The organism is Enterobacter sp. 725m/11 (genome assembly GCF_011683705.1).
GTDB classification, from domain to species: Bacteria; Pseudomonadota; Gammaproteobacteria; order Enterobacterales; family Enterobacteriaceae; genus Enterobacter; species Enterobacter bugandensis.
Map to the genome: position 1 here is coordinate 84,246 of NZ_JAAQOK010000004.1, position 24,870 is coordinate 109,115.

Below are 24,870 nucleotides of genomic sequence, written 5' to 3' on the forward strand. Positions count from 1 at the left end.
TTGCCTATGGTTCTGCATAACATTTTTTTAAAATGAGACGAAGATTAGCAACAGGCCGGATTTCGCATACCGTGTCGATGGCGTAAACAGAGCGGGCACTGCTTTTCATCAGGCGTAAATGACCAGAACTGGCGCTGGCACGTCAGGCAAACTGCTTTATATGCGGGAGTGGCCACGTTTTTTGCCGGTCCATCTGTTTCTGCGGCGTTTATCGCCTCGTGCTGACATACTGCTTCACAGCCACCGCAGCCGGTACAGCGCCCGGTCTCCACCACCAGCGCGGCGTTCTCAAACCGAATCGCGTTTTCCGGGCAGCTTCGCCAGCATGCACCGCACAGCACGCACTTATTAATATCGAGTGCGATATCTGACTCGCTAAACGTCGAGAATGCCCTGCGCAGCTCCCGCGGCCCCGGGGAAACGCGACAGGCTTTTACATCCTCGCGGGGAACGTGCATCAGCGCACGACGAGCGATATTCACCTCGCCGCTCGGTATGAGCTTAAACCCCCACTCCGCTTCACCACGGCGACGAAGCGCAAGATTAAGCCGGGCAAGTGCCAGCAGCCAGTCAGGGTATTGCTCTGCGTCGATACTGATAAAACGAACCTGGCGTTGCGCGTGCCACAGCAGCAGCTCATTCACCCCAGGTGCGCGTTCAGTAAAAGGCCCAACAAGGGTATCTCCACGCAGAAATCGCTTTCGCGGCGCGATGCCGGTAATGGCCCCGGAGGGGCAGACGAACAGGCAGTCACCGCATTCAATACAGCGATTTTCATCAACCGAGACGCCGGTTTCCGTAAAAGAAAAAGCCTGCGCTGGACAAACGTCCGCGCAGGCGCAGCAGGAAGCGTGGCGAAAACGGCGACGGACGCACGCATGCGTCACGTCCATCGCCGGGACAAACGTCAATCTGCCCATCAGCCAATACTGAAGAAAACGAAGCGCAGCATCAGCTCACCCACAATCAGCAAGGCGCTGCCCAGCAGCAGCGTGCCGCGCGCCGCTTTCAGGCCGCCCGCAGCAGAGCAGAGCATACCTGCAACGGACACGCACCAGCTCAGCAGATGTACCGCGCGCAGCTGTTCGAGCATCCGTAGCGGTGCGTGAGGGAACGTCACCACGGTATTGTCCATGACAGTGATGTCTGCCAGCCAGACGGGCTGCATCACCAGACGCACAAGCACCACCAGCGTGATAATGACAACCGCCGCACGCAAGGTAGTCTGGGAACGCATCCCAACTGCCATGCAGGCTGAACCGATGATACCCACCGAGCCGATAAACAGTACCAGCGTGTTAATGTGCTGCCAGGTCACCACGGACGCGTGCATGTAGATCTGTGCCATGCAGAACACGTCCACCAGCCCGACAAGACCCGCCACGGCCAAAAGCAGCTTCCAGCCTGGCTTATTGGAAAACATCAGCAGCACGGCGAGGCCAAGCGCCGCCAGGTAAAGGCTGGCGAAGATAATCTCGCGGCTCAGCCACGAGCTGGAGACGTGGCGTAGCGCGTTCAGGGCGTTGAGCGGATAGCCCATATGCAGCGCTGAGGCGAGCAGCCCCAGGCTCGCCAGCACAAACGCCCCAGCGGCAGGCAGCAGCGCGCTACGCGGTGTAGTATGCGCCCCCCCGAACGCCAGCCAGAGCGTCACGCCAACCGATCCCTGCAGGAACAGCGTAAAAATCAGCAGCGGTAACTCATGCATGACGTTTCCCCTCTTTCTCTGCGCCCTGATGCGCTTTGATCACCAGGTTTGGTTTTGTAATCGAGGAATCAGGCAAGCCCTTCACATCGCATACCGCACCGTATTTCGCCCGAAGTTCATCAATAGGCCCAAATTTGATCGCCTCAAGCGGACAGGTTGCCACGCAGACGGGCTGCTCGCCCTTTGCCTGCAGATCCACGCAAAAATCGCATTTGGACATCTGCCCGGTCTGCTCGTTGAGCTGTGGCGCGCCGTAAGGGCAAGACCACGCGCAGTACCCGCAGCCCACGCACTTATCCGTATCAACGCGCACGATGCCGTCGCCCGGACGCTTGTGCATTGCGGTGGTCGGGCAGTTTTTGGTGCAGATCGGGTCCGCACAGTGGTTACAGGAGATAGAGAGCGTGTAGGCAAAAACGTTGTTGCTAACGCCGCCCTGCCCGGTTGGGATGAAATTCCCGCCGTTGACTTCGTATACGCGACGGAAACGACGTCCGACCTCAAGGTTGTTTTTGTCTTTGCACGCCACCTGGCATGCCTTGCAGCCCGAGCAGCGGGAAGAGTCAATATAGAAACCCAGCTGTTTATCGCTCACCGGCGCGTAGTGTTTAAACTGACTCATGCTTTAGCTACCTCCACCAGCATGGTTTGATGGGAATTCCCTTTCGCAAGCGCGGTAATACGGGCAGAGCTGAGCACGTTCGCGCAGCCGCCTTTATCGACGCCCTGTTCGTCCGGCTGCCACCAGGCGCCTGCCTGCATGGCAACAACGCCCGGAATGATGCGCGGCGTGACTTCAGCCGGAATTTCACAAATGCCGCGCGCGTTATGAATGCGCACGGTATCCCCCTGGGAAATGCCGCGCTTTTGCGCGTCCTGCGGGTTGATCCACAGCTTTTGCTGCTGCGCCTCAATCAGCCACGGGTTGGCGTACTGGGTTGAGTTAGCACGGTTTTTCCCTTTCCAGGTGATCAGCTGCAGCGGGAAGGTTTTCGCCAGTTCGTCTTCCGGCCCTTCGTGGGCGGGCACGTAGTGCGACAGCGCCGGAATCTCCGGATGGTGCATGTCGTACAGACGCTTCGAGAAGATCTCAATTTTCCCGGACGGCGTCGGGAACGGATGATTTTGCGGATCGCGAATATTGTCTTCAAAAGCGACGAACGGCGCGCTTTTGAAAAGATGCTGGCGCGTCTTTTGTAGCGTCGCGAAGTCCGGCAGGTTTTCATCTGGCATGGAGAGCCGCGTCTGCTCCCAGATGTGCTCAATCCACGCTTTTTCGTCACGACCCTCGCTGAATGCAGGTTCGACGCCAAGCTTAGCAGCAACTTCCCGCAGCCAGTCGTAGTCTGAACGGCGTTCGAATTCAGGTTCAATCAGCTTTTCCGACAGGATCAGATAGCTTGCCGTGCCCCAGGTTTCGCCGATATTCCAGCGTTCCATAAAGCTGGTTTCCGGCAGGAGAAGATCGGCGTATCGGGCGCTCGGCGTCATAAACAGATCGCTTGCGACGATAAACTCGATTTTCGACTCGTCTTCCAGCACGCGCGTCGCCTGATGCAGATCCGGGTTCTGGTTAGCCAGATAATTTCCCGCCAGCGAGAAGAGGATGCGGATATTACTGTCCAGCTTCTCTGCATCCTTCAGGCCGTCTTCCGCCGTTACCTTAGAAGCATCATCGGCGGCCTGCACCCAGTTCATCACCGATATTTTGGCTTTTACCGGGTTATCCGGCATCTCCGGCCCGGCAGCAAATTTACGATTAGCGCAGCCGCCATAGCCTGCCGCCCAGCCGCCCTTCACCCCAACGTTACCCGTCAGCGTTGCCAGTAACGTCGAGCCGCGCGCGGTGCGCTCGCCGCAGTTATGGCGCTGCGGTCCCCAGCCCTGGATCAGCGCGGCGGGTTTGGTGGTTGCGTAGTCGCGCGCCAGCTGACGAATGGTCTGCGCAGGCACGTGGGTGATTTTCTCTGCCCACTCGGGCGTTTTCGCCACGCCATCTTTTGCGCCGCTCAGATAAGCCATCAGGGATTCATTGGCCGGAACGCCTTCCGGCATGGATGCTTCGTCAAAGCCCAGGGTATAGCGCTGAATGAAGTCGCGATCGTGCAGATTCTCCGTGACGATCGTGTACATCATAGCGTCCATCAGGGCGTTGTCTGTTGTGGGAAGCAGCGGGATCCACTGGTCAGCAAGAGAGGAAACCGTATCGGAATAGCGCGGATCGACAACGATAAAGCGCGTGCCGTTTTGCTTCATCTTCTGATAGAAGTAGTTGCTGTGACCAAAGATCGTCTCCGTCGGGTTATGTCCCCAGAGAATGACCAGTTTGGTATCCAGCAGCGTGTCCAGAGAGCTGCCGCTGGCGGCGGTGCCGTAGGTATACGGCGTGGCTGCCGCCGTGTTGCCCATACTGACCGAGTGATAGCTTTCAAGATAGCCGCCGGTTAAGTTGAGCAGACGACGAACCATTTTATCGCCGGAAAACGTTCCGCCGGATACCGCAGTACCCACGTGCACATAGCGTGAGGCAGCGCCGTATTTTTGTGTAATCTTTTTTAATTGATTCGCAATAAGCGTGGTGGCTTCATCCCAGGTAATACGCTCGAATTTTCCTTCGCCACGTTTACCCACGCGTTTCATTGGATATTTAAGCCGATCGGGATGATAAACAAATTTCCGATAAGCGCGGCCACGAACGCAGGCGCGCATTATCGGCATCTCCGGATCTAACGCATTGTCCGGGCGGGTAGAAATTCGGGTTACAACGCCCTCACTAACGTGAGCACGAATATCACACTTCCCGCCACAGTCAAACGTGCTACAGGTCTGCACGACTTTTTCTTCAGGCGTCACGTCTGCTGCCACCGTGCCCTGTGCCCGTGCTTTGCTGGTTGTCACCACAAACGGGAGTGCGGCCAGAGCCGATCCTGCCTGAATAAAATGCCGCCGGGACAGGGCAGGAATAAGACCCTCTTCCTGATTTTTATTCTCTTTCATTGCTCGTTCCTACAAATAAAAACGCATTCTCGTTTTTTTTCAGGAACGCATATTGATAATTATCAAGCTAACTCTTCAGAGGTAATACTTAACGGTCTAATTCAAAATTGACCGTCGCCGTTTGGCCTGATTTATCCATTACCAGTAATTGATATTCACCCGGTAAATATAATTTTAATGAATAATTATAATTCCGCCCCGCTAAAGGCTCTCCATTTAAAAACCACCAGCGCTCCCCTTCCCCTCCTGTTGAAATAACAGAAAGCGTGACATTACCTTCACCGGGAAGTCGCTTAATAACAGCCCCCTCTCTGATACCCGAAATCATAAGCGGCGCTACATTGTTATTGTCCAGAGGCGGACAGTCAGTTGATCGGGCAGGGAGACGCGCAGCCCTTTTTTCAGCAGCGGGCAACCAGGGCTCCAGCGGCAGCGGCCAGACGTCCAGGACTTTCTCTGTAGCATCGGGGCAATCTGCGGCCACACGTTTGCCCTTTTTATCCACCCAGACCGGGAAACGAATGCCGCGAATACCTTCCTGCTCCGGCAGCAGCAGCGTGGGTGGTTCACTCCCTTCCAGCAGCCAGGTCGAAAGACGACGCCGACAGTTTTCACTGCCTTCCGGCAGCGACTGGCCGCCCGGCCAGCAGATCACGCCCCGCCCAACGCTCTCCGGACGCGGATCGCGCGGCAGACGGGCTTCGTCTATTGTCGAGCGCGACTGAAGCAGGTTATTGACCTGGTTTAATAGCGGCACTGCGCTGGCGAAACCAAACTGCCCCGCCACTGGCGTGCCGTCCGGTCGTCCGGTCCAGATGCCTATCACGTAGCGGGCATTCAGACCGATGGCCCAGGCATCACGGTAGCCGTAGCTGGTACCGGTTTTCCATGCCAGCGGGGCGATTTGCGGTAGCGCATTATCCGGCAGCGGCTGCGCTTCATTCGCCAGAATACGGCGAATAATCCACGCCGAACCTGGCGATAACAGCGGGCGTTCAGTTAGCGGGTCGCCCGGCTGTAAGCGCAGCCGGCCCGCCTTGCCATGCCTTGCAAAGGCGCTGTACGCGGCGGCGATATCTGCCAGCCTCGCGCCTGCGCCACCCAGGATCAGCGACAGATTCGGCTGCGCTCCGGCAGGCAGGATCAGCGGCAGGCCTGCGTTACTCAGCATCCCGGCAAACCGTTTGGGACCGTAGGCTTCCAGCACCTGGACGGCTGGCAGGTTGAGCGAGCGCACCAGCGCTTCACTCATGCTGACCGGCCCGTGGAACCCGCTGTCAAAATTTCCCGGGCGATAATCACCGGTTTTTCTGGGCACGTCCTGAAGCAGCGAGGCGGGATGGATCAGGCCATCATCCAGCGCCATACCGTAGATAAACGGTTTCAATACCGATCCCGGGGATCGGATCGCGTTAACCATATCCACATGGCTGAAACGCGTGTCATCGTTGATATCCACCGAGCCGACCCAGCCGCGCACCTTCATGTCGGTATGATCGACCACGATCATCGCCAGCGAACTGCGTGCCGGCAGGCGGGATTTCCAGTTCATCGCCAGCTCTTCCAGCTGCCGTTGCAGTCCGGCATCCAGCGTAGTGACAATCTTTGTGTCGCGGCTTTTGCCGAGCATCATGCGTGCAAAGAGCGGCGCCAGCTGCGGCATCTGCCTGGGAGCCAGCCATACCGGCTCTTCACGGGACTCTTTCACCTGCTTTGCTGACCAGACGCCCTGAATCTTCATGCGATCGAGCACTTTGTTACGTGCCGCTTCGGCCCGCTCGGGCCAGCGATCCGGGCGCAGACGGCTGGGTGCCTGCGGCAGTACCGCCAGCAACGCCGCGTCGGAGTAGCTCAGCTGCGACGGGGGTTTCCCAAGGTAGGTCCAGCTTGCTGCTCCCACGCCCTGCAGCGTGCCGCCAAACGGAGCACGATTGAGATAGAGCGTAAGAATGTCACGCTTAGAGAGGTGCCATTCCAGCTGCATCGCCCGCCAGAGCTGGCGAATTTTGCCGCCAAAGGTGCGCGAATGCGGATCCAGCAGGCGTGCCACCTGCATGGTAAGCGTGCTTCCTCCCGAAACCACTCTTCCGGAACTGAGATCCTGCCAGGCGGCGCGCAGGACAGAGAGCGGGTTTACGCCCGGATGCTCCCAGAACCAGCGATCTTCGTACTGGATCAGAGCCTCAAGATAACGGGGAGAAACCTCTTCAATGGTCACCGGGTAGCGCCAGATGCCTTCGCTGTCGGCAAAACGCCAGAGCGGCGCGCCCTTCTCGTCCACCACAACTCGTGCGGGGTTAACCTCTTTCAGAGGCAGCGGCCACAGGCGGTCGGCGGCGACAATCAGCCCCCCTAAAACGAGAAGCGCTCCCGCCAGCCAAAGCCAGCGGGAGCGTGTCAGACGCGCTATCAACATATTACGGAACAACAATCAGCGGGCCGCTGGCCGCACCCGTTGCCCGCCACTGCGGAACGTACATAGACTCCACCATCGGAACCGGCACCTGGTAGGTGCCCGGCGTTACGGCACGGGCCAGATAAACCAGCGTAACCGGCTGACCTTCGTTTACCGGCACGGCGGCCACAAAGCGGTCGTCGCGGAACTCCATGTGCTGAATGTCCGCCTGCTGCATCTGGCTGAGCAGGTTCTGCACTTCGCTGCCGCTGTCCTGCAGGCTTGCGCTGCTGCTCGCCAGGTTCTGGTTTTCCAGCTCCAGACCAGCAGGGAGGAGATCCACAACCAGCGCATCCGGAACGTTCTGGCTGGCTTTCACTTCAAGCCAGACCAGCACCAGCTCACCGCTTTTCAGCGAAGAGAGCGATTTGCTGCTGCCATCGGTTGCCAGGATATGACGTTCAACCTGCAGCACGTTGGAACTCGGCTGAGGCGCATATTCCGGATAGCCGGTGCTGTCCAGACGTACCCACAGCGGTGCCGTGCCGGTATTGGTTACCTGAAGCGCACCAAGCTGGTCGCCGCTTACGTTTTGTACCTGCGCCTTATCGCCGCCTGATGCGGTATCAGACAACGTGGTTTTCGCCTGCCATGCGCCTGACAGGGTTTGCAGCGAACGTCCGGCCAGGAACAGCGCATTGCTCTCCTGGGTGGATAGCCAGCGCTGGCTGAATGCCTGTTCAGAAAGAGCATTCAGCAGCGTATTTTGCGCATCCGGCAGCAATTTATACTCCTCCAGAAGGGAGAGCATCAGCGCGTTATCGCGAAGCGGGCTGCCGTAATCGGCCATCCATGTTTTTCTGTCGTTACGCGGCGTTTTGAGCGCCAGATCCAGCGCCTGCTGGCTGCGCGGCGCATCGCCCATCAGTTTGAGCGCCATGCCCAGCTGCATCAGCGGCAGCCCGGAAGCCGCCTGCCCGTGGCGCTCCCAGATTTCACGCAGCGCGCCCAGCGGGGCTTTTTGCTGACGCGCCAGCACCAGCGAGGCATACGCCTGCACGGCAAATTTGCTGGCCTTGGCGTCGTCGCTGTAGCGGATAGACATCATGCCCGGATCCTGCAGGTAGCGCAGCAGACGGTTGTTGGCGTTGTTCACCGCATCGGCAGGTACGCTATAACCTTGCTCGCCCGCGCGCACCAGGAAGTCAGTCACATAGGCGGTCAGCCAGTACTCTTCAGGGCCATTTTTATCCCACAAGGCAAAACCGCCATCATCACGCTGCATCTTCAGCAGACGCGAGATCCCAATATCAATGGCAGCACGGCGCTGGTCATCGGTATCTCCTTTTATACCAAGCGCGGTAAGCTGCGCGGCGTTGGTATAGAGTGACGGGAACAGGCCGCTGGTGGTCTGCTCAAGGCAGCCATACGGATACGCCTGCAGTTCACGAATATAGCGCGCCAGGTTGAGCGGTGGTTTGCCGCTCAGCAGCAGTTGCCCCTGCAGGGTGGCAGGAGAGAAACCGTTGCTGTGCTGCGCCGGTGCGGTCCAGGACTCGCCGGGGTTCAGCATGGCACCGGTATTGACCGTCTGCGCCGGGAATGCCGGACGTACGCCAATTTTCCAGCTCTTCTGCTGCGGGGCAAAGGTTTCGCCCGGAAGCTCCAGGCCGGTAACCTGCGCCGTCACCTCACCGTCGCCATAACCCTCCAGCGCACGCACCGGAATAAACAGGGTACTGCGCGCGCCCGGCGGCAACTGAACCGGCTGCGGCTGTGCACCTTCCAGCGACACTTTTCCTGTCGCGCTCAGGGCGACGTTCAGCGATTGCGGTTTGTCGGTCAGGTTAGTGAGATCCAGCGTCAGCCGTGAGGTATCTCCACTTGCCAGGAAGCGCGGAGTATTAAGCTCGGTAATAACCGGCGCGGCCACCACAACCTTGCTTTCGCTGCTGCCGAAATCATCTTCTGTCCACGCCTGCGCCATCAGACGCAGTTCGCCGTTGAAATCACCAATAGGCAGCGTAACGGTGCCTTCTCCGTTGGCATCCAGCGTAACCGGCTGAGCCTGCTGGGCAATAATGGTGACGTGGTTCACCGGCGGTTTACCGCCGCGCTTGAGTTCATCGCCGTCACCACCGAAACGCAGCGCGGCCATGCGGCCCTGCCCTTCAATGACCTGGCCGTAGATATCATAGATATCCGCGCCGTAACGCTTCTGGCCGAAGAAGGCCTGCCATGGATCTGGCGTAACGTAATCGGTAATGTTCAGCACGCCGCTGTCCACCGCCGAGACCAGCACGTTCACTTTCTGCGGAACCGCCCCCTCTTTTACGCTGGCTTTCACTTTCACAGAGAGCGTCTGGTTTGGACGCATTTTCTGCGGGTTATCCAGCGCAATGTTGAGACGACGATTTTCGTCGCCCATCGGCAGGTGCAGCAATCCAACCGCGCGCTTCGGCGTGGCGGATTTGGATTTATCGCCGGGACGAACCACCAGCGTGCTGAGATAGAGATCGTGACGCTTCCAGGCTTTATCCACCGGAATAGAGAGATCCAGACCGTTTGCCGGCACGTCGATCTCTTTCCACCACAGCGGTCCTTCGCTGGATTCGATCATCGCATAGCCCTTGCCTGCTGCCGGGGCCGCAATGTGCAGGTTAATGGTATCGCCCGGCTGATAAGCGGGTTTATCCAGCTTCAGCGTTACGCGGTCCGGACGTGCAGCCCCCGTGCCATCGCTGTTATCCTGCCAGCTGTAACCGGCCCAGAAGCGTACGCTGCTGACCATGTCATCAGGCGCTTTCACTTCCAGACGGTATGAGCCCCACTCCACCGGGAAGGTGACTTTTCCGGTTTCATCGGCCTTGAGGTTAAGCTCCTGCTCGCCCTCAACCAGATCTTTTTGATCGAACTGAGACTGCCAGCCCTCACTCTCGGACCAGTTCCAGAAGTAGTCACGGCGCTCACGGATAAGACGCACCTGCAAGCCGGATACCGCTTTTTTCGCCCCGCTGGCATCGGCATAGACAATGTCAAAACTGGCGTTGCCGTTCTCATCGACGATCGGCTGGTTGACGGTGGTATCGGTACGGTAGTCATAAACGGCCTTGCTGGCGAACTGTGGGCGGATCCCCGGGAGTTCAGCCGCAGGCCAGATAGCCTGCTCAGCGCGTCGTGTCACCGGACGCCCGCCTGATTCCAGCAGGCTGGCCTGCAAAATCAGTTGCAGCGGCGAGTGCGTATCTTTCCACTGGCTTTCGGTGGTTACCTGCCCGCGGCCCTTTTCGTCCAGCGTAAGCTGCACTTCATCCAGGCTGCGGCTCAGGTTTTCTTCGGCAATATCACCAAACTGGAAGCCAGGCAGTGCAGGAACGGCGTCGCGTAGCGGGCGCAGGAAAAGCTGGCCTTGCAGAGCATTGCCGTTAGCCGGTGCGCCATACAGGTAATAGCCTACAACGTTAAAGTCCACATCATCCTGCGGGGAAACCGGTGTTTTTTGCCCGGTCAGATTCAGCGCCATACGCTCAGGCATAAAATCTTCGACGTGGAAATCCCACATGCGCTGCTGGTTATCGCCCGTATTCGCACGAATATGCCACATGCCGGTCTGGGCGCCGCTATCAAGCGGATAGTTGAAGCGATAGAGACCGTTCTCGGGTTGCACAACGACCGTACGTGCTACCTGTCCGTCCGGACGCAGCACGTCAAGTTTTACCGGCTGATCGGGAAGCGGTTTTCCGTCGCTGTCGCGCAGCAGGCCGTTAAGGATCACCGTTTCACCCGGACGATAGAGATCGCGCGGGCCAAACATAAAGAACTGCTTGCTGTACCCGGGCTTGCCGGCGATATCAAACTCCGCCAGATCCAGCGCAGGAAGCTTGAGGTCAAGAAGCGTGGTCTGGCCGTCTTTGCTGGCCAGGATCAGCGCGGCTTCTTTATCGGTTTCCAGTTTCGCATGACCGTCGGCGTCGCTGTTCGCCTCGGCAAGGGTCTGCCCTTTATCGTTCAGCAGGGTAATGGTCACGCCTGACTGCGCCGCACCGTTTTCAAGACTCTGGGTGAAGATGTCCAGGCGGTTATGATAACGGTGAGCGGACAGCCCAATATCACTTAAGGTAAAGAGCGTCGCGGCGTTACTGTAGTTATAGTGACCGGCCTGATTCATCACGGCGATATAGACGCCAGACTGCTGGAGCGGCTTAATCTCTTTGAGCGGCAAAAGCAGTTTTTCACGCGTGTTGCGCGCCGGGTTGAGGTCGAAACGGCCGGTATAGACCAGTTCCGCCATCTTCAGCAGGTTGTCGGATTCCCAGTTGGTCAGCGAGTTACGGTACTCCCACTGGCTGACAAACGAGGCCAGCGACTCCGGCTTCACGCGGTAGAAGTTGACGTCCACGTTGCTGACGTTAAGCGCCATCACCGGCAACCCTTCCACCACTTTGCCCGGCAGCAGCGAGCCGCGGCTGGCGAAACCGACCGACGGCTCTATATCTCGCGTGGTCAGGGCTTTTTCATAATCAATGCCAAAGGTCGCTTTGTTCAGCGCCAGCAAATCACGTTCAACGGTGACGACCAGATTACGATTCGGCTCCAGGTGGCGCAGGCGCAGCTCCTTAAGATTGGGCGCCAGCTCCCAGGCACCGTCCACCTTCCCGCTTTTCTTATCCACCACATGCACCGTTTTGGCGAAATCCTGGCTGGGATCCAGCGGTACAGAGAAGGTCAGAACCAGCGTCGCGGCGCCGTCGAGTTGCACTTCAGAAACATCCAGCAGCGTCAACGCCTTGCCCTGACTCTGCGCGGCCAGCTTAGCCAGCTTTTCAGGATCAGTTTTTTCCGGGGCTTTCTGTTGTGAAGCAGTAGACGCTGCGGGCGCAGCAGCCTGAGGTTTATCGTCGCTGTTATCACAGCCGACAAGCGTAAAGGTGGTGAGCAGCGCGAGAGAGAGCGCGGCTAAGCGAAACGGTTTCATCCTGTGTCCCTGGCCTGAGGGGGCCTGTTGGTCGTCGTCCGGATAAGTATTATCCGCAAGTTTCGTTAATACAAAAAGTCCAATTTTATAATCTGGAAAGCGCCTCGCAGAATTGCATCTCGCTGATCTAACGGGTTGGAAGCGCGATCACACGGCGTAACGTAACATGTTACCTTTCACGTCATTTGTTTTTAAAACAAGAAGATAGCTGGATAAACTCGCGCTGAGCCTGCTAGTTTTATACCCATGACGCACCCCGAGTGCGCGGTTCAATAAGAGAGAAAGCCATGAAACGAGCCGTGAACGCCCTACAAAATTTCGGAAAATCACTTTATGGACCTGTACTTATCTTACCCATCGTCGGCCTGTTTATCGCCTTTGGGAATGTACTGGGTAACGGCAATCTGGCCGAGTACCTGCCGCTTCTCGGCCATCCGCTGATCCAGAATGTCGGGCTGCTGATCGCCAAATCTGCCGTATCGGTGCTGGTCAACCTGGCGCTGGTGTTTGCTGTCGGGATCCCTATAGGACTGGCAACGCGAGACAAAGGCTACGCGGCGCTGATTGGGCTGGTGACCTTTATCGTATTCATTAACGCGATGAACGTGACGCTACAGCTTCAGGATGAACTGGCTCCGGCTGAGCAGATGAAAGCCGCCGGACAAAGCATGGTGCTGGGCGTCCAGGTGCTGGAGATGGGCGTTTTCGCCGGGATCCTGACCGGGGCGCTCTCCGGTTATCTGTACAACAAATATTCCGGCGTACAGTTTAACGGCGCGATGGCGATTTACTCCGGCCACTGCTTTGTGGCGATTGTCATGCTGCCCGTCTCTATGCTGCTCGGCGTGGTCATGAGCGAACTCTGGCCGTACGCGCAGCATGGGATTAGCGCCCTGGCGCTGGCTATTAAAGGCTCTGGTCCGTTCGGGGTGGCGATCTACGGTTTCCTTGAGCGCATTCTGGTACCGACGGGTCTGCATCATCTGGTCTATACGCCGTTCCTGTATACCGAACTGGGCGGCACGCAGGAGGTGTGCGGCACGGCTTACCAGGGCGCGCGCAATATCTACTTCGCCGAGATGGCCTGCCCGGACGTCAAACAGCTCAGCGGCACCGTGGTGTGGGATGCGCGCGGCATCAGCAAGATGTTTGGCCTGCCCGCCGCCGCACTGGCGATGTACATGACCGCGAAGCCAGAGCGTAAGGCGATTGCCAAGGCCATTCTGATCCCGGCGGCGCTGACCTCGCTGCTGGTCGGCGTAACCGAGCCGATTGAATTCTCCTTCCTGTTTGTCGCCCCGCTGCTGTTCGTGGTGCATGCGGTGCTGACCGGCATCGGCATGATGCTGTTCTCGCTGTTTGGCGTCCACGCTATCGGCGCCAACGGAATTATCGATTTCATCCTCTACAACCTGCCGCTCGGTACGGAGAAGTCCAACTGGCCCATGTACATCGTGGTGGGGCTGATCATGTTTGCCCTCTACTTCGTGGTGTTCCGCTTCCTGATCCTGCGTTTCAACATGAAAACGCCGGGCCGTGAAGATGAGGATCGGGAGACGCGCCTCTACAGCAAGCAGGAATACCAGGCGAAAGGGAATAACGACGGGCTGGGCGAATCCATCGTGGTGGGTCTGGGCGGCCGGGAAAATATTGAAGTCGTTGATAACTGCTACACCCGGTTACGCGTCACGGTGAAGGACGTCGATATCATCGACGAACCGCGCCTGAAAGCGACCGGCGCGAAAGGGATTATCAAACAAGGTAACAACGTTCAGGTGGTCTACGGGCTGCATGTCAAAAAAATGCGAGAAGCCGTTGAGACGTTTCTCTGAAAGGAGCTAAAAATGTTTACACCCCCCTTTATTCTGTCGATTGCCGGCGGCGGCAGCACCTACACGCCAGGTATTGTGAAAAGCCTGATGGTACGCCTGGACGATTTCCCTCTGGCAGAGATCCGCCTGTACGACATCGACGAGGCGCGTCAGAAGACCATTGCGCCCGTGGTGGAGAAGGTCATTCGCGACCACAGCCAGAGCATCAAATTCACCGTCACCAGCGACCCGGAAGTGGCCTTCAGCGGCGCGCACTTTGTTTTTGCCCAGATGCGCGTCGGACAGTACAAAATGCGCGAGCAGGATGAAAAAATTCCGCTGCGCCACGGCGTGGTCGGCCAGGAAACCTGCGGCCCAGGAGGGCTGGCGTATGGCCTGCGCACTATCCTGCCGATGGTCGAGCTGATCGATCGGGTAGAACGCTACGCACATGAGAAAGCGTGGATCGTGAACTACTCCAACCCGGCGGCGATTGTTGCGGAGGGCGTGCGTCGCCTGCGCCCCAACGCACGGGTGCTGAATATCTGCGATATGCCGGTCGCGGCGATGCGTAATATGGGAGCCATTCTGGGCGTGGATCGTCGCAGGCTGGAGGTGGACTATTTTGGTCTCAACCACTTCGGCTGGTTTACCCGCGTGCTGGTGGACGGCGAGGACAAATTACCGGAGCTGCGTAAACATATCGCGAAGTTTGGCCTGCTGACGGAAGATGCCGCAAAAACCGACCCGCAGCACTCGGATCCGTCGTGGGTGAAAACCTGGCGCAACATCAAGCCGATAATGGATAACTTCCCGGAGTACCTGCCGAACCCGTATCTACAGTATTACCTGATGCCGAACCAGATTGTGGAGTATCAGAACCCCGACTATACCCGGGCCAATGAAGTGATGAACGGGCGTGAGAAAAAGCTGTTCGCCGCCGCCGAAGAGTACCAGCGCACCGGAATTTTACCGGATGCTTTCCATGTAGGTGTCCACGGTGAGTTTATCGTCGATGTCGCCTGCTCGCTGGCGTTCAACCTGCGCCAGCGTCATCTGGTGATGGTCGAAAACCGCGGGGCGATTACCAACCTGCCTTATGATGCGGTGGTGGAAGTACCTGCCTATATTACCTCCGAAGGACCAGAGCCCGTCCGCGTGGGTAAGGTGCCGCTGTTCCACCAGACGCTTTTACAGCAGCAACTGGCCTCTGAACAACTGCTGGTTGAGGCAACCATTGAAGGCAGCTATGAGAAAGCGTTGCAGGCATTCACCCTGAACCGCACCGTGCCGACCATGGAACACGCGAAAGCGATCCTGGATGAGATGATCGAAGCCAACCGCGACTACTGGCCTGCACTGCAAAAAGCCTGGCAGGACGGCGAAGCGGTGAAAAAATAGGGGCTTGCTCGCGAGTTGAACGTGGTTAGCTTGTCGGTGTCAGAAAAAACACCGACAATCCTTTTTTACGGAAAAGAATGGAGGCAACCATGTCCACCTCATATTTTGTCGCTGCCGACTGGCTGATTGAGCACGGTGACGACCCGGAAGTTCAGATTATTGATGCGCGCATGGCCCCTCCGGGCCAGGAACATCGTGACGTTCCCAGTGAATACCGCGCAGGGCATCTGCCAGGCGCGGTATTTTTTGATATCGAAGCACTTTCCGATCACACCTCTCCCCTGCCGCACATGCTGCCGCGTCCGGAAGCGTTTTCCGTGGCAATGCGCGAGCTGGGCATCAGCAAAGACAAACATCTGGTTGTTTACGATGAAGGCAATCTGTTCTCCGCGCCGCGCGCGTGGTGGATGCTGAAAAACTTCGGCGTGGAAAAAGTATCGATTCTGGCGGGTGGGCTTGCGGGCTGGAAACGCGATGATCTGCCGCTCCAGCAGGGTGACGTCACGCTGCCGGAAGGTGATTTCGACGCGTCGTTTGACGCACACGTGGTGAAGCGTCTGACCGACGTGCTGGTCGTCAGCCACGAAAAGACGGCGCAAATCGTCGATGCGCGTCCTGCACCCCGCTTTAACGCTGAAGCGGATGAACCACGTCCGGGGCTGAGACGAGGCCATATTCCAGGTGCGCTGAACGTGCCGTGGGGCGACCTGGTGTTTGAGGGCGAGCTGAAAACTACCGACGAGCTGCGTGCCATTTTTGACCGCGCGGGCGTGGATTTACATCGCCCGATTATTGCCAGCTGCGGCTCCGGCGTGACGGCCTGCGTGGTGATCCTGGCGCTTGCCACCCTCGGCGTCAACGACGTTACGCTCTACGATGGCGCCTGGAGCGAATGGGGGGCGCGTGACGATCTGCCAGTTGAACCGGCGAAATAATGGATAACCGCCTGGCCACGCTGTTAACGCGCGGGGCGTCCCTGACCCGCGCGGAGTATCGCGTCCTCGCCCACCTGACGGAGCATCCGCTGCTGGTGGGCAACATCACGGTGCGCGAGCTGGCGCAGGCGACGTTTGTTTCTACCGCCACCATTATGCGGCTGTGTCAGAAGCTGGGGTTTAGCGGCTTTAGCGAGTTTATCTGGCACTGCAAGCAGCTGCTCTCCGACACGCCGCATATTGCCGCTCAGGCGCAATCCCTTCCTGAGCTCCCGGCGCTGTTTAATCAGTTTATCGCTAACTATCAGCACACCTTTCAGTGGGTCACCCAGGCCAAACGCCAGCAGTTTGCCAGCCTGCTGCGCCAGAAAGAGAGCTTCTTTCTCTACGGCGCCGGGTTTTCCTATCTCTTTGCCGAATACCTGACCAAGAAGCTGCAGGTGTTGGGCAAAACGGCGTTCATCTCCGGGCCGGGGGACAGCCGAAACATTTTTCTCAGCAACGCCGCGCGTTATCAGGTATTTATCGCCGTTTCGCGAAGCGGCGAAACGGAACAGGTGCTGGATAAGGCGCGAATTGCCAAAAACGTCGGCATGACGGTCGTCGCCTTTACCCGCGCCTCGGCCAATACGCTGGCGGGCATGGCGGACGTGCACTTTGCGCTGTATGACGAGGCGGTGCACTTCGCTGCCGAAGCCGCGGGCGTGACGTCGTTTGAGTCGAATCTGGTGCTGCTGATGGATTTACTGCTGCTGGAGGCAACGGGGTGACATTCACCCCGCCGTAATCAGATGATGCGGTTGGTCTTGAGATCGCGCAGGAAGCCGCCCCAGCGACGCTCGTAGAACGGCGTGATGTGCTCGGTAATAAAATGGCTGATGCCCTTCTCACCGTTTTTCACCTGACAGATATCGATCGGCTCATCGCCCGGCAGCGTGTCGGTGGCCACGCTTCCCGCCGCCTGAATGATGTCGTCGATATCGCCGTCGGCTTCAATCCCAATCAGCAGAACAGGCTTTTCGTCAGCGCTCTCTTTGATAGAGCAGAGGAACGCGCGTCTTACCGGTTTCAGAGTTTTGAACAGCGTGGTCAGCGAATCGATCATCTGCGCAGGCGGCTCGGCCACCTCAGACAGCAGCAGCGTTTCGCCCCCTTCCAGCACCTCCTGGGTGCTAAGCGGGTTACCCTCTTCACCAATCAGGTGGCTGATCTCGCGCGGGGTAAACTCTTTCCCGGTTGGCAGCGTAGCGTTAAGGAACAGCGTCTGGCCCAGCGTCATTTCGAACAGCGTGCGCACCGGCATCACCACGAACGCCTGTTCATCTTCTACCGCTTCCTGCAACGCTTCCAATGAAGTGAAGAACGGGATAACCGACGTGCCGTCATCTTTCTCCCAGTGCAGCAGATCCAGCGCGCTGTCTTCGACAACCTGCTCACCTTCCGCCGCGGTGCCCGGTACCCAGACGGTGGATTCCAGTAGCGTGCGGAAAAATGCAGGACGGTGGGCGGGCTCGGTCGCCGCCTGTTCCAGCAGGGTTTCTAATTCGTTTTTGGTATCTGACATAGTTTGGCTACTTCAATAAACGCCGGGTGGCGCTTTGCTTACCCGGCCTACAAAACCACAGGCCCGTGCAAGCGCAGCGCCGACGGGCAAAAAAGATCACTCAGCCGTCAGCAGGTTCGCCACGGTACGCACGCCCAGACCGGTCGCACCCGCGGACCACTGCTCAACTGCCGCCTTACGGTAGGTTGCGGAGCAGTCGATGTGCAGCCAGCCCTCGTGATAGTTCTCAACGAAGTGCGACAGGAAGCCTGCTGCGGTACTTGCCCCCGCCGGGTACGCCGCGCTCGCGGTGTTATTCAGCTCGGCAAAGTTAGACGGCAGCTGGCTGCGGTGGAACTCGGCCAGCGGCAGACGCCAGAACGGTTCGTTTTCCGCAGCCGCGCTTGCCAGCAGGCGAGCGGCCAGCTTGTCGTCAAAGCTGAACAGCGCGTGGTAGTCGTTGCCCAGGGCGGTTTTCGCCGCGCCGGTCAGGGTCGCCATGTCGATAATCAGCTCTGGCTTCTGGGCAGAGGCGTCGATCAGGCCATCGGCCAGCACCAGACGGCCTTCGGCATCGGTGTTCATCACTTCGACATTTTTACCGTTGCGGTAGCGAATGATGTCGCCCAGCTTGAAGGCGTTGCCGCTCACCATGTTGTCCGCGCAACACAGGTAGAGCTTCACGCGCTTGTTCAGACCGCGGGTGATGGCGAATGCCAGCGCGCCGGTGATGGTTGCCGCGCCGCCCATGTCGGACTTCATGGAATCCATGAACGCACTTTGCTTCAGGCTGTAGCCGCCGGTGTCGAAGGTGATACCTTTACCGACCAGGCAGGCAAAGACCGGCGCTTCTTTATCGCCGGTTGGGTTGTAATCCAGCGCCAGCAGGACCGGAGGACGTTCGGAGCCACGGCCCACGGTATGAATGCCCATGTAGTTCTGCTCGCGCAGATCTTCACCTTTGGTGATGCGGTAGGACATGTTATCCCCCGCCACGCCGCACAGCAGGTCAACCGCACGCTGCGCCAGTTGCTCAGGGCCTAACTCCTCCGCCGGGGCGTTGATGGTGTCGCGCACCCAGTCGATAATGTGCAGGCGGCTTTCCAGCTCTTTTTGACCGGCTTCGTCGAGGTTCGCCCACTCAATTTTGCGGGTGCCTTTCGGGCCTTTGTAGCCCGCCCAGAACGCCCAGCTGCGGTCAGTATCCCAACCTTCGCCTTCCAGCGAGACATGCTTAATGCCCAGGCCGTCAATTTTACGCGCGGCGCGCTGGATCAGACCTAAATCATCTTTGCCCGTCAGGTGCAGGGTGATACCGTCGTTGTTGATGCTGTAGCTGGCTTTCTCGCCCCAGCGCGCGTCGGCGGGCTGCGTAGAGAGCGTAATCTTCATCGCTTCGGTCATTTTATTTTTCCTTATTAGCAACTAGCAAACGGGCCGCCTGAAGGCAGCCCGTTTTGTTATTTATTCTGCTTCATCTAACCAGACTAACAGAATCGCCTCCAGAATTTTTTCATTGGATGCGTTTGGATCGTCGTCGAAATCCTCTAAATCGCAGATCCACTGGTGCATGTCGGTGAATCGTACGGTTTTGGGATCGAGATCCGGGTTCGCGTCGTAGAGCGCTTCGCCGATTTCACGGCTGTCTGTCCACTTCAGTCCCATATTAATGCTCGCGTGCGTGGTTGATGGTGTAGCGTGGGAATTCCACGACCAGATCTTCATCGGTCACCGCGGCCTGGCAGCTCAGGCGGCTGTCTGGCTCCAGACCCCATGCTTTATCCAGCATGTCGTCTTCGTCTTCGGTGCTCTCGGCGAGAGAGTCAAAACCTTCACGCACGATGCAGTGGCAGGTGGTGCAGGCACAGGATTTTTCACAGGCGTGTTCCACTTCGATACCTGCACGCAGGGCAACATCGAGAATGGTTTCACCGGTCTTCGCTTCCAGAACAGCGCCATCCGGACAGAGGTCCGCATGAGGCAAAATAACAATCTTTGGCATATTAAACCTCGTCCACGGACTGGCCTTTCAGCGCGACACGGACAGATTTGTCCATGCGGCGAGCAGCGAAGTCCTGGGTTTGTTTATCAACGTTTTTAATGGCTTCTTCTATTGCGTCAGCGTCATTGCCTTCGGCGACTGCGCGTAAGCGCGCGGCAGCCTCGTCAATCACCTGACGCTCGGCGGCGCTTAACAGCGCGGCATCGGCAGCGAGCGCCCCGTTCAGACTTTCCAGCACACGTGCGGCTTCAACTTTCTGTTCAGCCAGCATACGCGCCTTCACATCCTGCTCGGCGTAGCTCATTGAATCCTGGATCATGGAGGCGATTTCGCCATCGGTCAGGCCGTAGGACGGCTTCACCTGGATGGACGACTCCACGCCGGTCGATTTTTCCATCGCCGTGACGCTCAGCAGGCCGTCCGCATCTACCTGGAAGGTCACGCGAATATGCGCCCCGCCAGCTGGCAGCGCCGGGATGCCGCGCAGCGCAAAGCGCGCCAGAGAGCGGCAGTCCTGCACCAGTTCGCGCTCGCCCTGCATCACGTGGATGGACATCGCGGTCTGGCCGTCTTTGAAGGTGGTGAACTCCTGCGCACGCGCCACCGGAATGGTGGTGTTACGCGGGATCACTTTCTCCACCAGGCCGCCCATAGTTTCTAAACCGAGAGACAGCGGGATGACGTCCAGCAGCAGCATTTCGCTGTCCGGCTTGTTGCCAACCAGAATATCGGCCTGGATAGCGGCGCCGACGGCAACCACTTTGTCCGGGTCGATGGAGGTCAGCGGCGTGCGGCCAAAGAATTCGCCCACGCGCTCGCGCACCAGCGGCACGCGCGTTGAGCCGCCCACCATGACCACTTCCAGCACCTCGTCAGCCTCCACGCCCGCATCCTTCAATGCGCGACGGCAGGCCAGCAGGGTGCGTTTAACCAGAGGCGCAATCAGCTCGCTGAACTGGTCGCGGGTGATTTCACCCTGCCAGCCTGCGACATTAACGCTGACCGACTGCGCATCGCTCAGCGCAATTTTGGCGTCGATGGCCGCATCCAGCAGTTCGCGCTGAACGCGCGCATCGCTGCGATCGCTGATGCCCGCCTGATCGCGGATGTAGTCCGCCAGCAGATGGTCGAAATCATCGCCGCCGAGCGCGGAATCCCCGCCGGTCGCCAGCACTTCAAACACCCCGCGGCTCAGGCGCAGGATAGAAATATCAAAGGTGCCGCCGCCCAGATCGTAGACCGCAATTACCCCTTCCTGACCGGAGTCGAGGCCGTAGGCAATCGCCGCCGCCGTCGGTTCGTTCAGCAGGCGCAGCACGTGCAGGCCCGCCAGACGCGCGGCGTCTTTGGTGCCCTGACGCTGTGCGTCGTCAAAATAGGCCGGAACGGTGATCACTACGCCGTCCAGATCGCCGCCGAGCGTCGCCGTCGCGCGCGCCGCCAGCGCTTTGAGGATGTCAGCAGACACGCGAATTGGGTTCAGCAAACCGGCCGCCGTGGCAATCATCGGCAGACCGTTTTCACTGGCCTGCAGCTGATACGGCAGGTGCGGGTAGCGGGTCTGGATATCAGCCAGCGAGCGGCCCATCATGCGCTTTACGGAGCTGATGGTGTTGGCCGGATCGCGCGCGGCGTTGGCGCGTGCGTCATAGCCGACCGCGTGACCCTGCTGCTGGTAGTGGACCACGGAAGGCAGCAGATGGCGGCCCTGCTCGTCGGCCAGCGTTTCCGCCTGGCCGCTGCGCACGGTCGCCACGAGGGAATTGGTGGTGCCCAGGTCAATACCGACCGCCAGACGACGCTGGTGCGGTGCGGCGCTTAAGCCAGGCTCACTAATTTGTAATAAGGCCATAATTGCTTCCGAAATTAAAAATCGAGCAGCTTTTCTTCGAGTTGTTCAGCGCTGCTTCGCAGTTTATCGAGAAAACGGAGTTTGCGCACAGTGTCTGCCGCCACGTCCCAGGTCTCGTTGTTCAGTTGCTCCACCATCTGCTGATGGCGGGTATCGAACATGCCCTTCACGCGCGTGATAAAACGTTCCAGACGCGCTTCGTCTTTGGCCTGTTCAATCTCATCCAGCTCTTCGCGCAGCTCCAGCTGTTCCATCAGAAACGCGGTGTCGCGCACGGTGTGCTGTTCGCTCGCCAGATCAAAGCCGTGGAGCGAGAGCAGATATTCTGCACGCGCCAGCGGATGGCGCAGCGTCTGCCAGGCCTGGTTGATGGTCGCGGAGTGCGATACCGCAGCCAGCTGCTCTGCCTGCGTCCCGCTGGCGAATTTATCCGGATGATACTGACGCTGCAGATCCTGAAAACGGACCGTCAGTGCCTGAAGATCGATCGGGTATTGAGCGGGTAGTCCGAAGAGAGTGAAGTAATCCATAACAATCTCAGGGGTAGCCTGTTAGAACAAACCCCACGCGCAGCAAAGCCACGGTGGGGTTTCGGATGACGCGCGGTTAAACGTGGAAGCTTTCGCCGCAACCACACTCGTCTTTGACGTTCGGGTTCGTGAATTTGAACCCTTCGTTCAGGCCTTCTTTTACGAAGTCCAGCTGAGTGCCGTTGAGAAATTGCAGGCTTTTGCCATCGACCACCACCTTCACGCCCTTGTCTTCAAACACGGTGTCATCAGACGCCGGCTCGTCAACAAACTCCAGTACGTAAGCCATACCAGAACAGCCGGAGGTACGTACGCCCAGTCGCAGGCCAAAGCCTTTACCACGGTTCGCCAGAAAAGAGCTTACTCGCGCGGCAGCGCTGTCGCTAAGGGTAATCGACATACTCAAACCTCAATTATTTTGCTTCACGTTTGCTTTTGTAATCCGCAATGGCGGCTTTGATCGCGTCTTCTGCCAGAATTGAACAGTGAATTTTCACCGGCGGCAGTTCGAGTTCTTCAGCAATATCCGTGTTCTTAATTGCCTGTGCTTCGTCCAGAGACTTGCCCTTCACCCACTCGGTGACCAGGGAGCTGGACGCAATTGCAGAACCGCAGCCGTAGGTCTTGAAGCGCGCGTCTTCAATGATACCTTCATTGTTGACTTTAATCTGCAACTTCATTACGTCGCCACACGCCGGCGCACCAACCATGCCGCTACCGACAGATTCATCGCTGTTGTCAAAAGAGCCAACGTTGCGCGGGTTCTCGTAATGATCGATAACTTTTTCGCTGTATGCCATGATTGAATTCTCCTTATATACCGATTAGTGATGTGACCATTCAATGCTGTTCAGATCCACGCCCTGCTTGAACATTTCCCACAGTGGAGAAAGGTCGCGCAGACGGCCAATGGAGTTACGAACCAGCTTGATGGTGTAGTCAATCTCTTCTTCGGTAGTGAAACGACCTAAAGAGAAACGGATAGAGCTGTGTGCCAGCTCGTCAGTCATACCCAGCGCGCGCAGCACGTAGGATGGCTCCAGGCTTGCAGACGTACAGGCAGAACCGGAAGAAACGGCCAGGTCTTTCAGCGCCATGATCAGCGATTCGCCTTCAACATAGTTGAAGCTGACGTTGAGGATGTTCGGCGCGCCCTGCTCGAGATCGCCGTTCAGATACACTTCTTCCATATCTTTCACGCCGTCCCACAGACGGTTACGCAGCGTGCGCAGGCGCGCCATCTCGGTTTCCATCTCTTCTTTCGCAATGCGGTACGCTTCGCCCATGCCCACGATCTGGTGAACAGGCAGCGTACCGGAACGCATGCCGCGCTCGTGACCGCCGCCGTGCATTTGTGCTTCGATGCGGATACGTGGCTTACGACGAACGTACAGCGCGCCAATCCCTTTCGGGCCATAGATTTTGTGGCCGGAGAAGGACATCAGGTCTACTTTCAGCTGGCTCAGGTCGATAGGCAGTTTGCCCACGCTCTGGGTCGCATCCACGTGGTAGATGATACCGCGCGCGCGGCACATTTCGCCGATGGTGGCGATGTCCTGAACGACGCCGATTTCGTTGTTAACGTGCATGATGGAGACCAGGATGGTGTCGTCACGCATCGCCGCTTCGAGCTCTTTCAGGTCAATAATACCGTTGCTCTGCGGCGCCAGATAGGTCACTTCGAACCCTTCACGCTCCAGCTGGCGGCAGGTGTCCAGCACGGCTTTGTGTTCGGTTTTGCTGGTGATGATGTGCTTGCCTTTTTTCTGATAAAAGTTGGCTGCACCTTTGATCGCCAGGTTGTCGGATTCGGTCGCACCGGAGGTGAAAACAATCTCACGCGGGTCGGCACCCACCAGGTCAGCAATCTGATTACGGGCGATATCCACCGCCTCTTCAGCATGCCAGCCAAAACGGTGTGAACGGGAAGCTGGGTTACCAAAGTTTCCGTCCAGGGTCAGACACTGCATCATTTTCTCGGCAACACGCGGGTCCACCGGCGTGGTTGCGGAGTAGTCGAGATAAATCGGTAATTTCATTGCTCTATAAACTCCGTACATCGCTTCAATGCAAGGAATCAGGCAACCGGCTGGATGTACGACCGAGTACGCGGGGTGTGACCACCCCGGCCTGATTCTGAAATACTTATCGTTTTATTACGCGCGTAATTTGACGTCGATAGCGTCCTGCGCGCGGGTGCTGCGTTGTGAATCATGACTGTGCTGACGGCCTGATACGTCCAGAACTTCCTGGTTATTGACCAGTTCACCGAGGGTGATGTTGTTCAGGAAGCCGGTCAGACGGTCGCTCAGATCGCGCCACAGCGCGTGGGTCAGGCACTTATCGCCGCCCTGGCAGCCGCCTTTACCCTGGCAACGGGTTGCGTCAACGGATTCATCCACCGCGCTAATCACTTCACCAACCGCAATACTGCCCGCGTCTTTACCCAGCAGATAACCGCCACCCGGGCCACGAACGCTGGACACCAGTCCATTTTTACGCAGTCTGGAGAACAGCTGTTCCAGGTAAGAGAGGGAGATCCCTTGTCGTTCAGAAATATCAGCCAACGGAACCGGGCCCGCTTCGGAGTTGAGCGCAACGTCCAGCATCGCGGTCACGGCATAACGCCCTTTAGATGTCAGTCTCATGTCTTACTTAACCTCAAACTCGCCCCTGCCCGGGGTTTTTTATTGTAAAATGGGGGTATTGCATAGCAGGGCC

20 protein-coding genes are annotated in these 24,870 nt (G+C 58.0%); 4 read left to right on the top strand and 16 right to left on the bottom strand.

Annotation, left to right across the window (positions count from 1 at the left end):
* Window positions 1–44 precede the first annotated feature (44 nt).
* The 6 genes from HBA26_RS02810 to HBA26_RS02835 all read right to left on the bottom strand — a co-directional run bounded on the left by HBA26_RS02810 (window position 45) and on the right by HBA26_RS02835 (window position 12,075).
* A complete protein-coding gene (locus tag HBA26_RS02810; RefSeq protein WP_126345900.1) occupies window positions 45–920 on the bottom strand; it encodes a 4Fe-4S dicluster domain-containing protein in 876 nt (291 codons plus the stop codon).
* Window positions 920–1,708, bottom strand: a complete 789-nt coding sequence (locus HBA26_RS02815) for a DmsC/YnfH family molybdoenzyme membrane anchor subunit (RefSeq protein ID WP_126345899.1) — start codon at window positions 1,706–1,708, stop codon at window positions 920–922. Before HBA26_RS02815 ends, HBA26_RS02810 begins: the two co-directional genes overlap by 1 nt.
* The gene (locus HBA26_RS02820) at window positions 1,701–2,330 is read right to left on the bottom strand and encodes a DMSO/selenate family reductase complex B subunit (protein WP_003860631.1); all 630 of its coding nucleotides are present in this window, start codon (window positions 2,328–2,330) and stop codon (window positions 1,701–1,703) included. The genes HBA26_RS02815 and HBA26_RS02820 overlap by 8 nt, the downstream gene beginning before the upstream one ends.
* Window positions 2,327–4,705: a DMSO/selenate family reductase complex A subunit gene (locus tag HBA26_RS02825; RefSeq protein ID WP_126345898.1), complete on the bottom strand. Its 2,379-nt coding sequence runs from the start codon at window positions 4,703–4,705 to the stop codon at window positions 2,327–2,329. The genes HBA26_RS02820 and HBA26_RS02825 overlap by 4 nt, the downstream gene beginning before the upstream one ends.
* 88 nt (window positions 4,706–4,793) lie before the next feature.
* Complete coding sequence (gene pbpC / locus HBA26_RS02830) at window positions 4,794–7,121, bottom strand: peptidoglycan glycosyltransferase PbpC (RefSeq protein WP_166720755.1); 2,328 nt, start codon at window positions 7,119–7,121, stop codon at window positions 4,794–4,796.
* Between the two features lies 1 nt (window position 7,122).
* Window positions 7,123–12,075: an alpha-2-macroglobulin gene (locus HBA26_RS02835; RefSeq protein WP_126345896.1), complete on the bottom strand. Its 4,953-nt coding sequence runs from the start codon at window positions 12,073–12,075 to the stop codon at window positions 7,123–7,125.
* Between the two features lie 287 nt (window positions 12,076–12,362).
* Here HBA26_RS02835 and HBA26_RS02840 point away from each other — a divergent pair, with 287 nt between their 5' ends.
* The 4 genes from HBA26_RS02840 (at window position 12,363) to HBA26_RS02855 (ending at window position 16,992) form a co-directional block, all read left to right on the top strand.
* Window positions 12,363–13,907: a PTS transporter subunit EIIC gene (locus HBA26_RS02840; RefSeq protein ID WP_126345895.1), complete on the top strand. Its 1,545-nt coding sequence runs from the start codon at window positions 12,363–12,365 to the stop codon at window positions 13,905–13,907.
* Window positions 13,908–13,919: 12 nt separating this feature from the next.
* A complete protein-coding gene (locus tag HBA26_RS02845) occupies window positions 13,920–15,287 on the top strand; it encodes a 6-phospho-alpha-glucosidase (protein WP_063450519.1) in 1,368 nt (455 codons plus the stop codon).
* An 89-nt stretch (window positions 15,288–15,376) separates the two neighbouring features.
* A complete protein-coding gene (sseA, locus tag HBA26_RS02850) occupies window positions 15,377–16,222 on the top strand; it encodes a 3-mercaptopyruvate sulfurtransferase (RefSeq protein ID WP_126345893.1) in 846 nt (281 codons plus the stop codon).
* The gene (locus tag HBA26_RS02855) at window positions 16,222–16,992 is read left to right on the top strand and encodes a MurR/RpiR family transcriptional regulator (protein WP_063943559.1); all 771 of its coding nucleotides are present in this window, start codon (window positions 16,222–16,224) and stop codon (window positions 16,990–16,992) included. The genes sseA and HBA26_RS02855 overlap by 1 nt, the downstream gene beginning before the upstream one ends.
* Window positions 16,993–17,009: 17 nt before the next feature.
* Here the strand turns inward: HBA26_RS02855 and sseB are convergent, their stop codons facing one another.
* From sseB to iscR, 10 genes are all read right to left on the bottom strand, one after another.
* Complete coding sequence (gene sseB, locus HBA26_RS02860) at window positions 17,010–17,786, bottom strand: enhanced serine sensitivity protein SseB (protein WP_126345891.1); 777 nt, start codon at window positions 17,784–17,786, stop codon at window positions 17,010–17,012.
* A 96-nt stretch (window positions 17,787–17,882) separates the two neighbouring features.
* The gene (gene pepB, locus HBA26_RS02865) at window positions 17,883–19,169 is read right to left on the bottom strand and encodes an aminopeptidase PepB (RefSeq protein WP_088204541.1); all 1,287 of its coding nucleotides are present in this window, start codon (window positions 19,167–19,169) and stop codon (window positions 17,883–17,885) included.
* A 60-nt stretch (window positions 19,170–19,229) separates the two neighbouring features.
* Window positions 19,230–19,430: a Fe-S cluster assembly protein IscX gene (iscX, locus tag HBA26_RS02870; protein WP_003860650.1), complete on the bottom strand. Its 201-nt coding sequence runs from the start codon at window positions 19,428–19,430 to the stop codon at window positions 19,230–19,232.
* Window position 19,431: 1 nt separating this feature from the next.
* Window positions 19,432–19,767 (bottom strand): ISC system 2Fe-2S type ferredoxin, encoded by a 336-nt coding sequence (gene fdx, locus HBA26_RS02875; RefSeq protein WP_003860652.1) that lies wholly within the window; start codon window positions 19,765–19,767, stop codon window positions 19,432–19,434.
* 1 nt (window position 19,768) lies between these two features.
* The gene (gene hscA / locus HBA26_RS02880; RefSeq protein ID WP_045260179.1) at window positions 19,769–21,619 is read right to left on the bottom strand and encodes a Fe-S protein assembly chaperone HscA; all 1,851 of its coding nucleotides are present in this window, start codon (window positions 21,617–21,619) and stop codon (window positions 19,769–19,771) included.
* A gap of 14 nt (window positions 21,620–21,633) precedes the next feature.
* Window positions 21,634–22,149: a co-chaperone HscB gene (gene hscB, locus HBA26_RS02885; RefSeq protein WP_045260178.1), complete on the bottom strand. Its 516-nt coding sequence runs from the start codon at window positions 22,147–22,149 to the stop codon at window positions 21,634–21,636.
* A gap of 76 nt (window positions 22,150–22,225) precedes the next feature.
* On the bottom strand, window positions 22,226–22,549 hold the full coding sequence (iscA, locus tag HBA26_RS02890) for an iron-sulfur cluster assembly protein IscA (RefSeq protein ID WP_003860659.1): 324 nt from the start codon (window positions 22,547–22,549) through the stop codon (window positions 22,226–22,228).
* Window positions 22,550–22,562: 13 nt separating this feature from the next.
* The gene (iscU, locus tag HBA26_RS02895; protein WP_003860661.1) at window positions 22,563–22,949 is read right to left on the bottom strand and encodes a Fe-S cluster assembly scaffold IscU; all 387 of its coding nucleotides are present in this window, start codon (window positions 22,947–22,949) and stop codon (window positions 22,563–22,565) included.
* A gap of 24 nt (window positions 22,950–22,973) precedes the next feature.
* Window positions 22,974–24,188, bottom strand: a complete 1,215-nt coding sequence (gene iscS / locus HBA26_RS02900; RefSeq protein ID WP_003860663.1) for a cysteine desulfurase — start codon at window positions 24,186–24,188, stop codon at window positions 22,974–22,976.
* A 117-nt stretch (window positions 24,189–24,305) separates the two neighbouring features.
* On the bottom strand, window positions 24,306–24,797 hold the full coding sequence (gene iscR, locus HBA26_RS02905; RefSeq protein ID WP_008502158.1) for a Fe-S cluster assembly transcriptional regulator IscR: 492 nt from the start codon (window positions 24,795–24,797) through the stop codon (window positions 24,306–24,308).
* Window positions 24,798–24,870 lie beyond the last annotated feature (73 nt).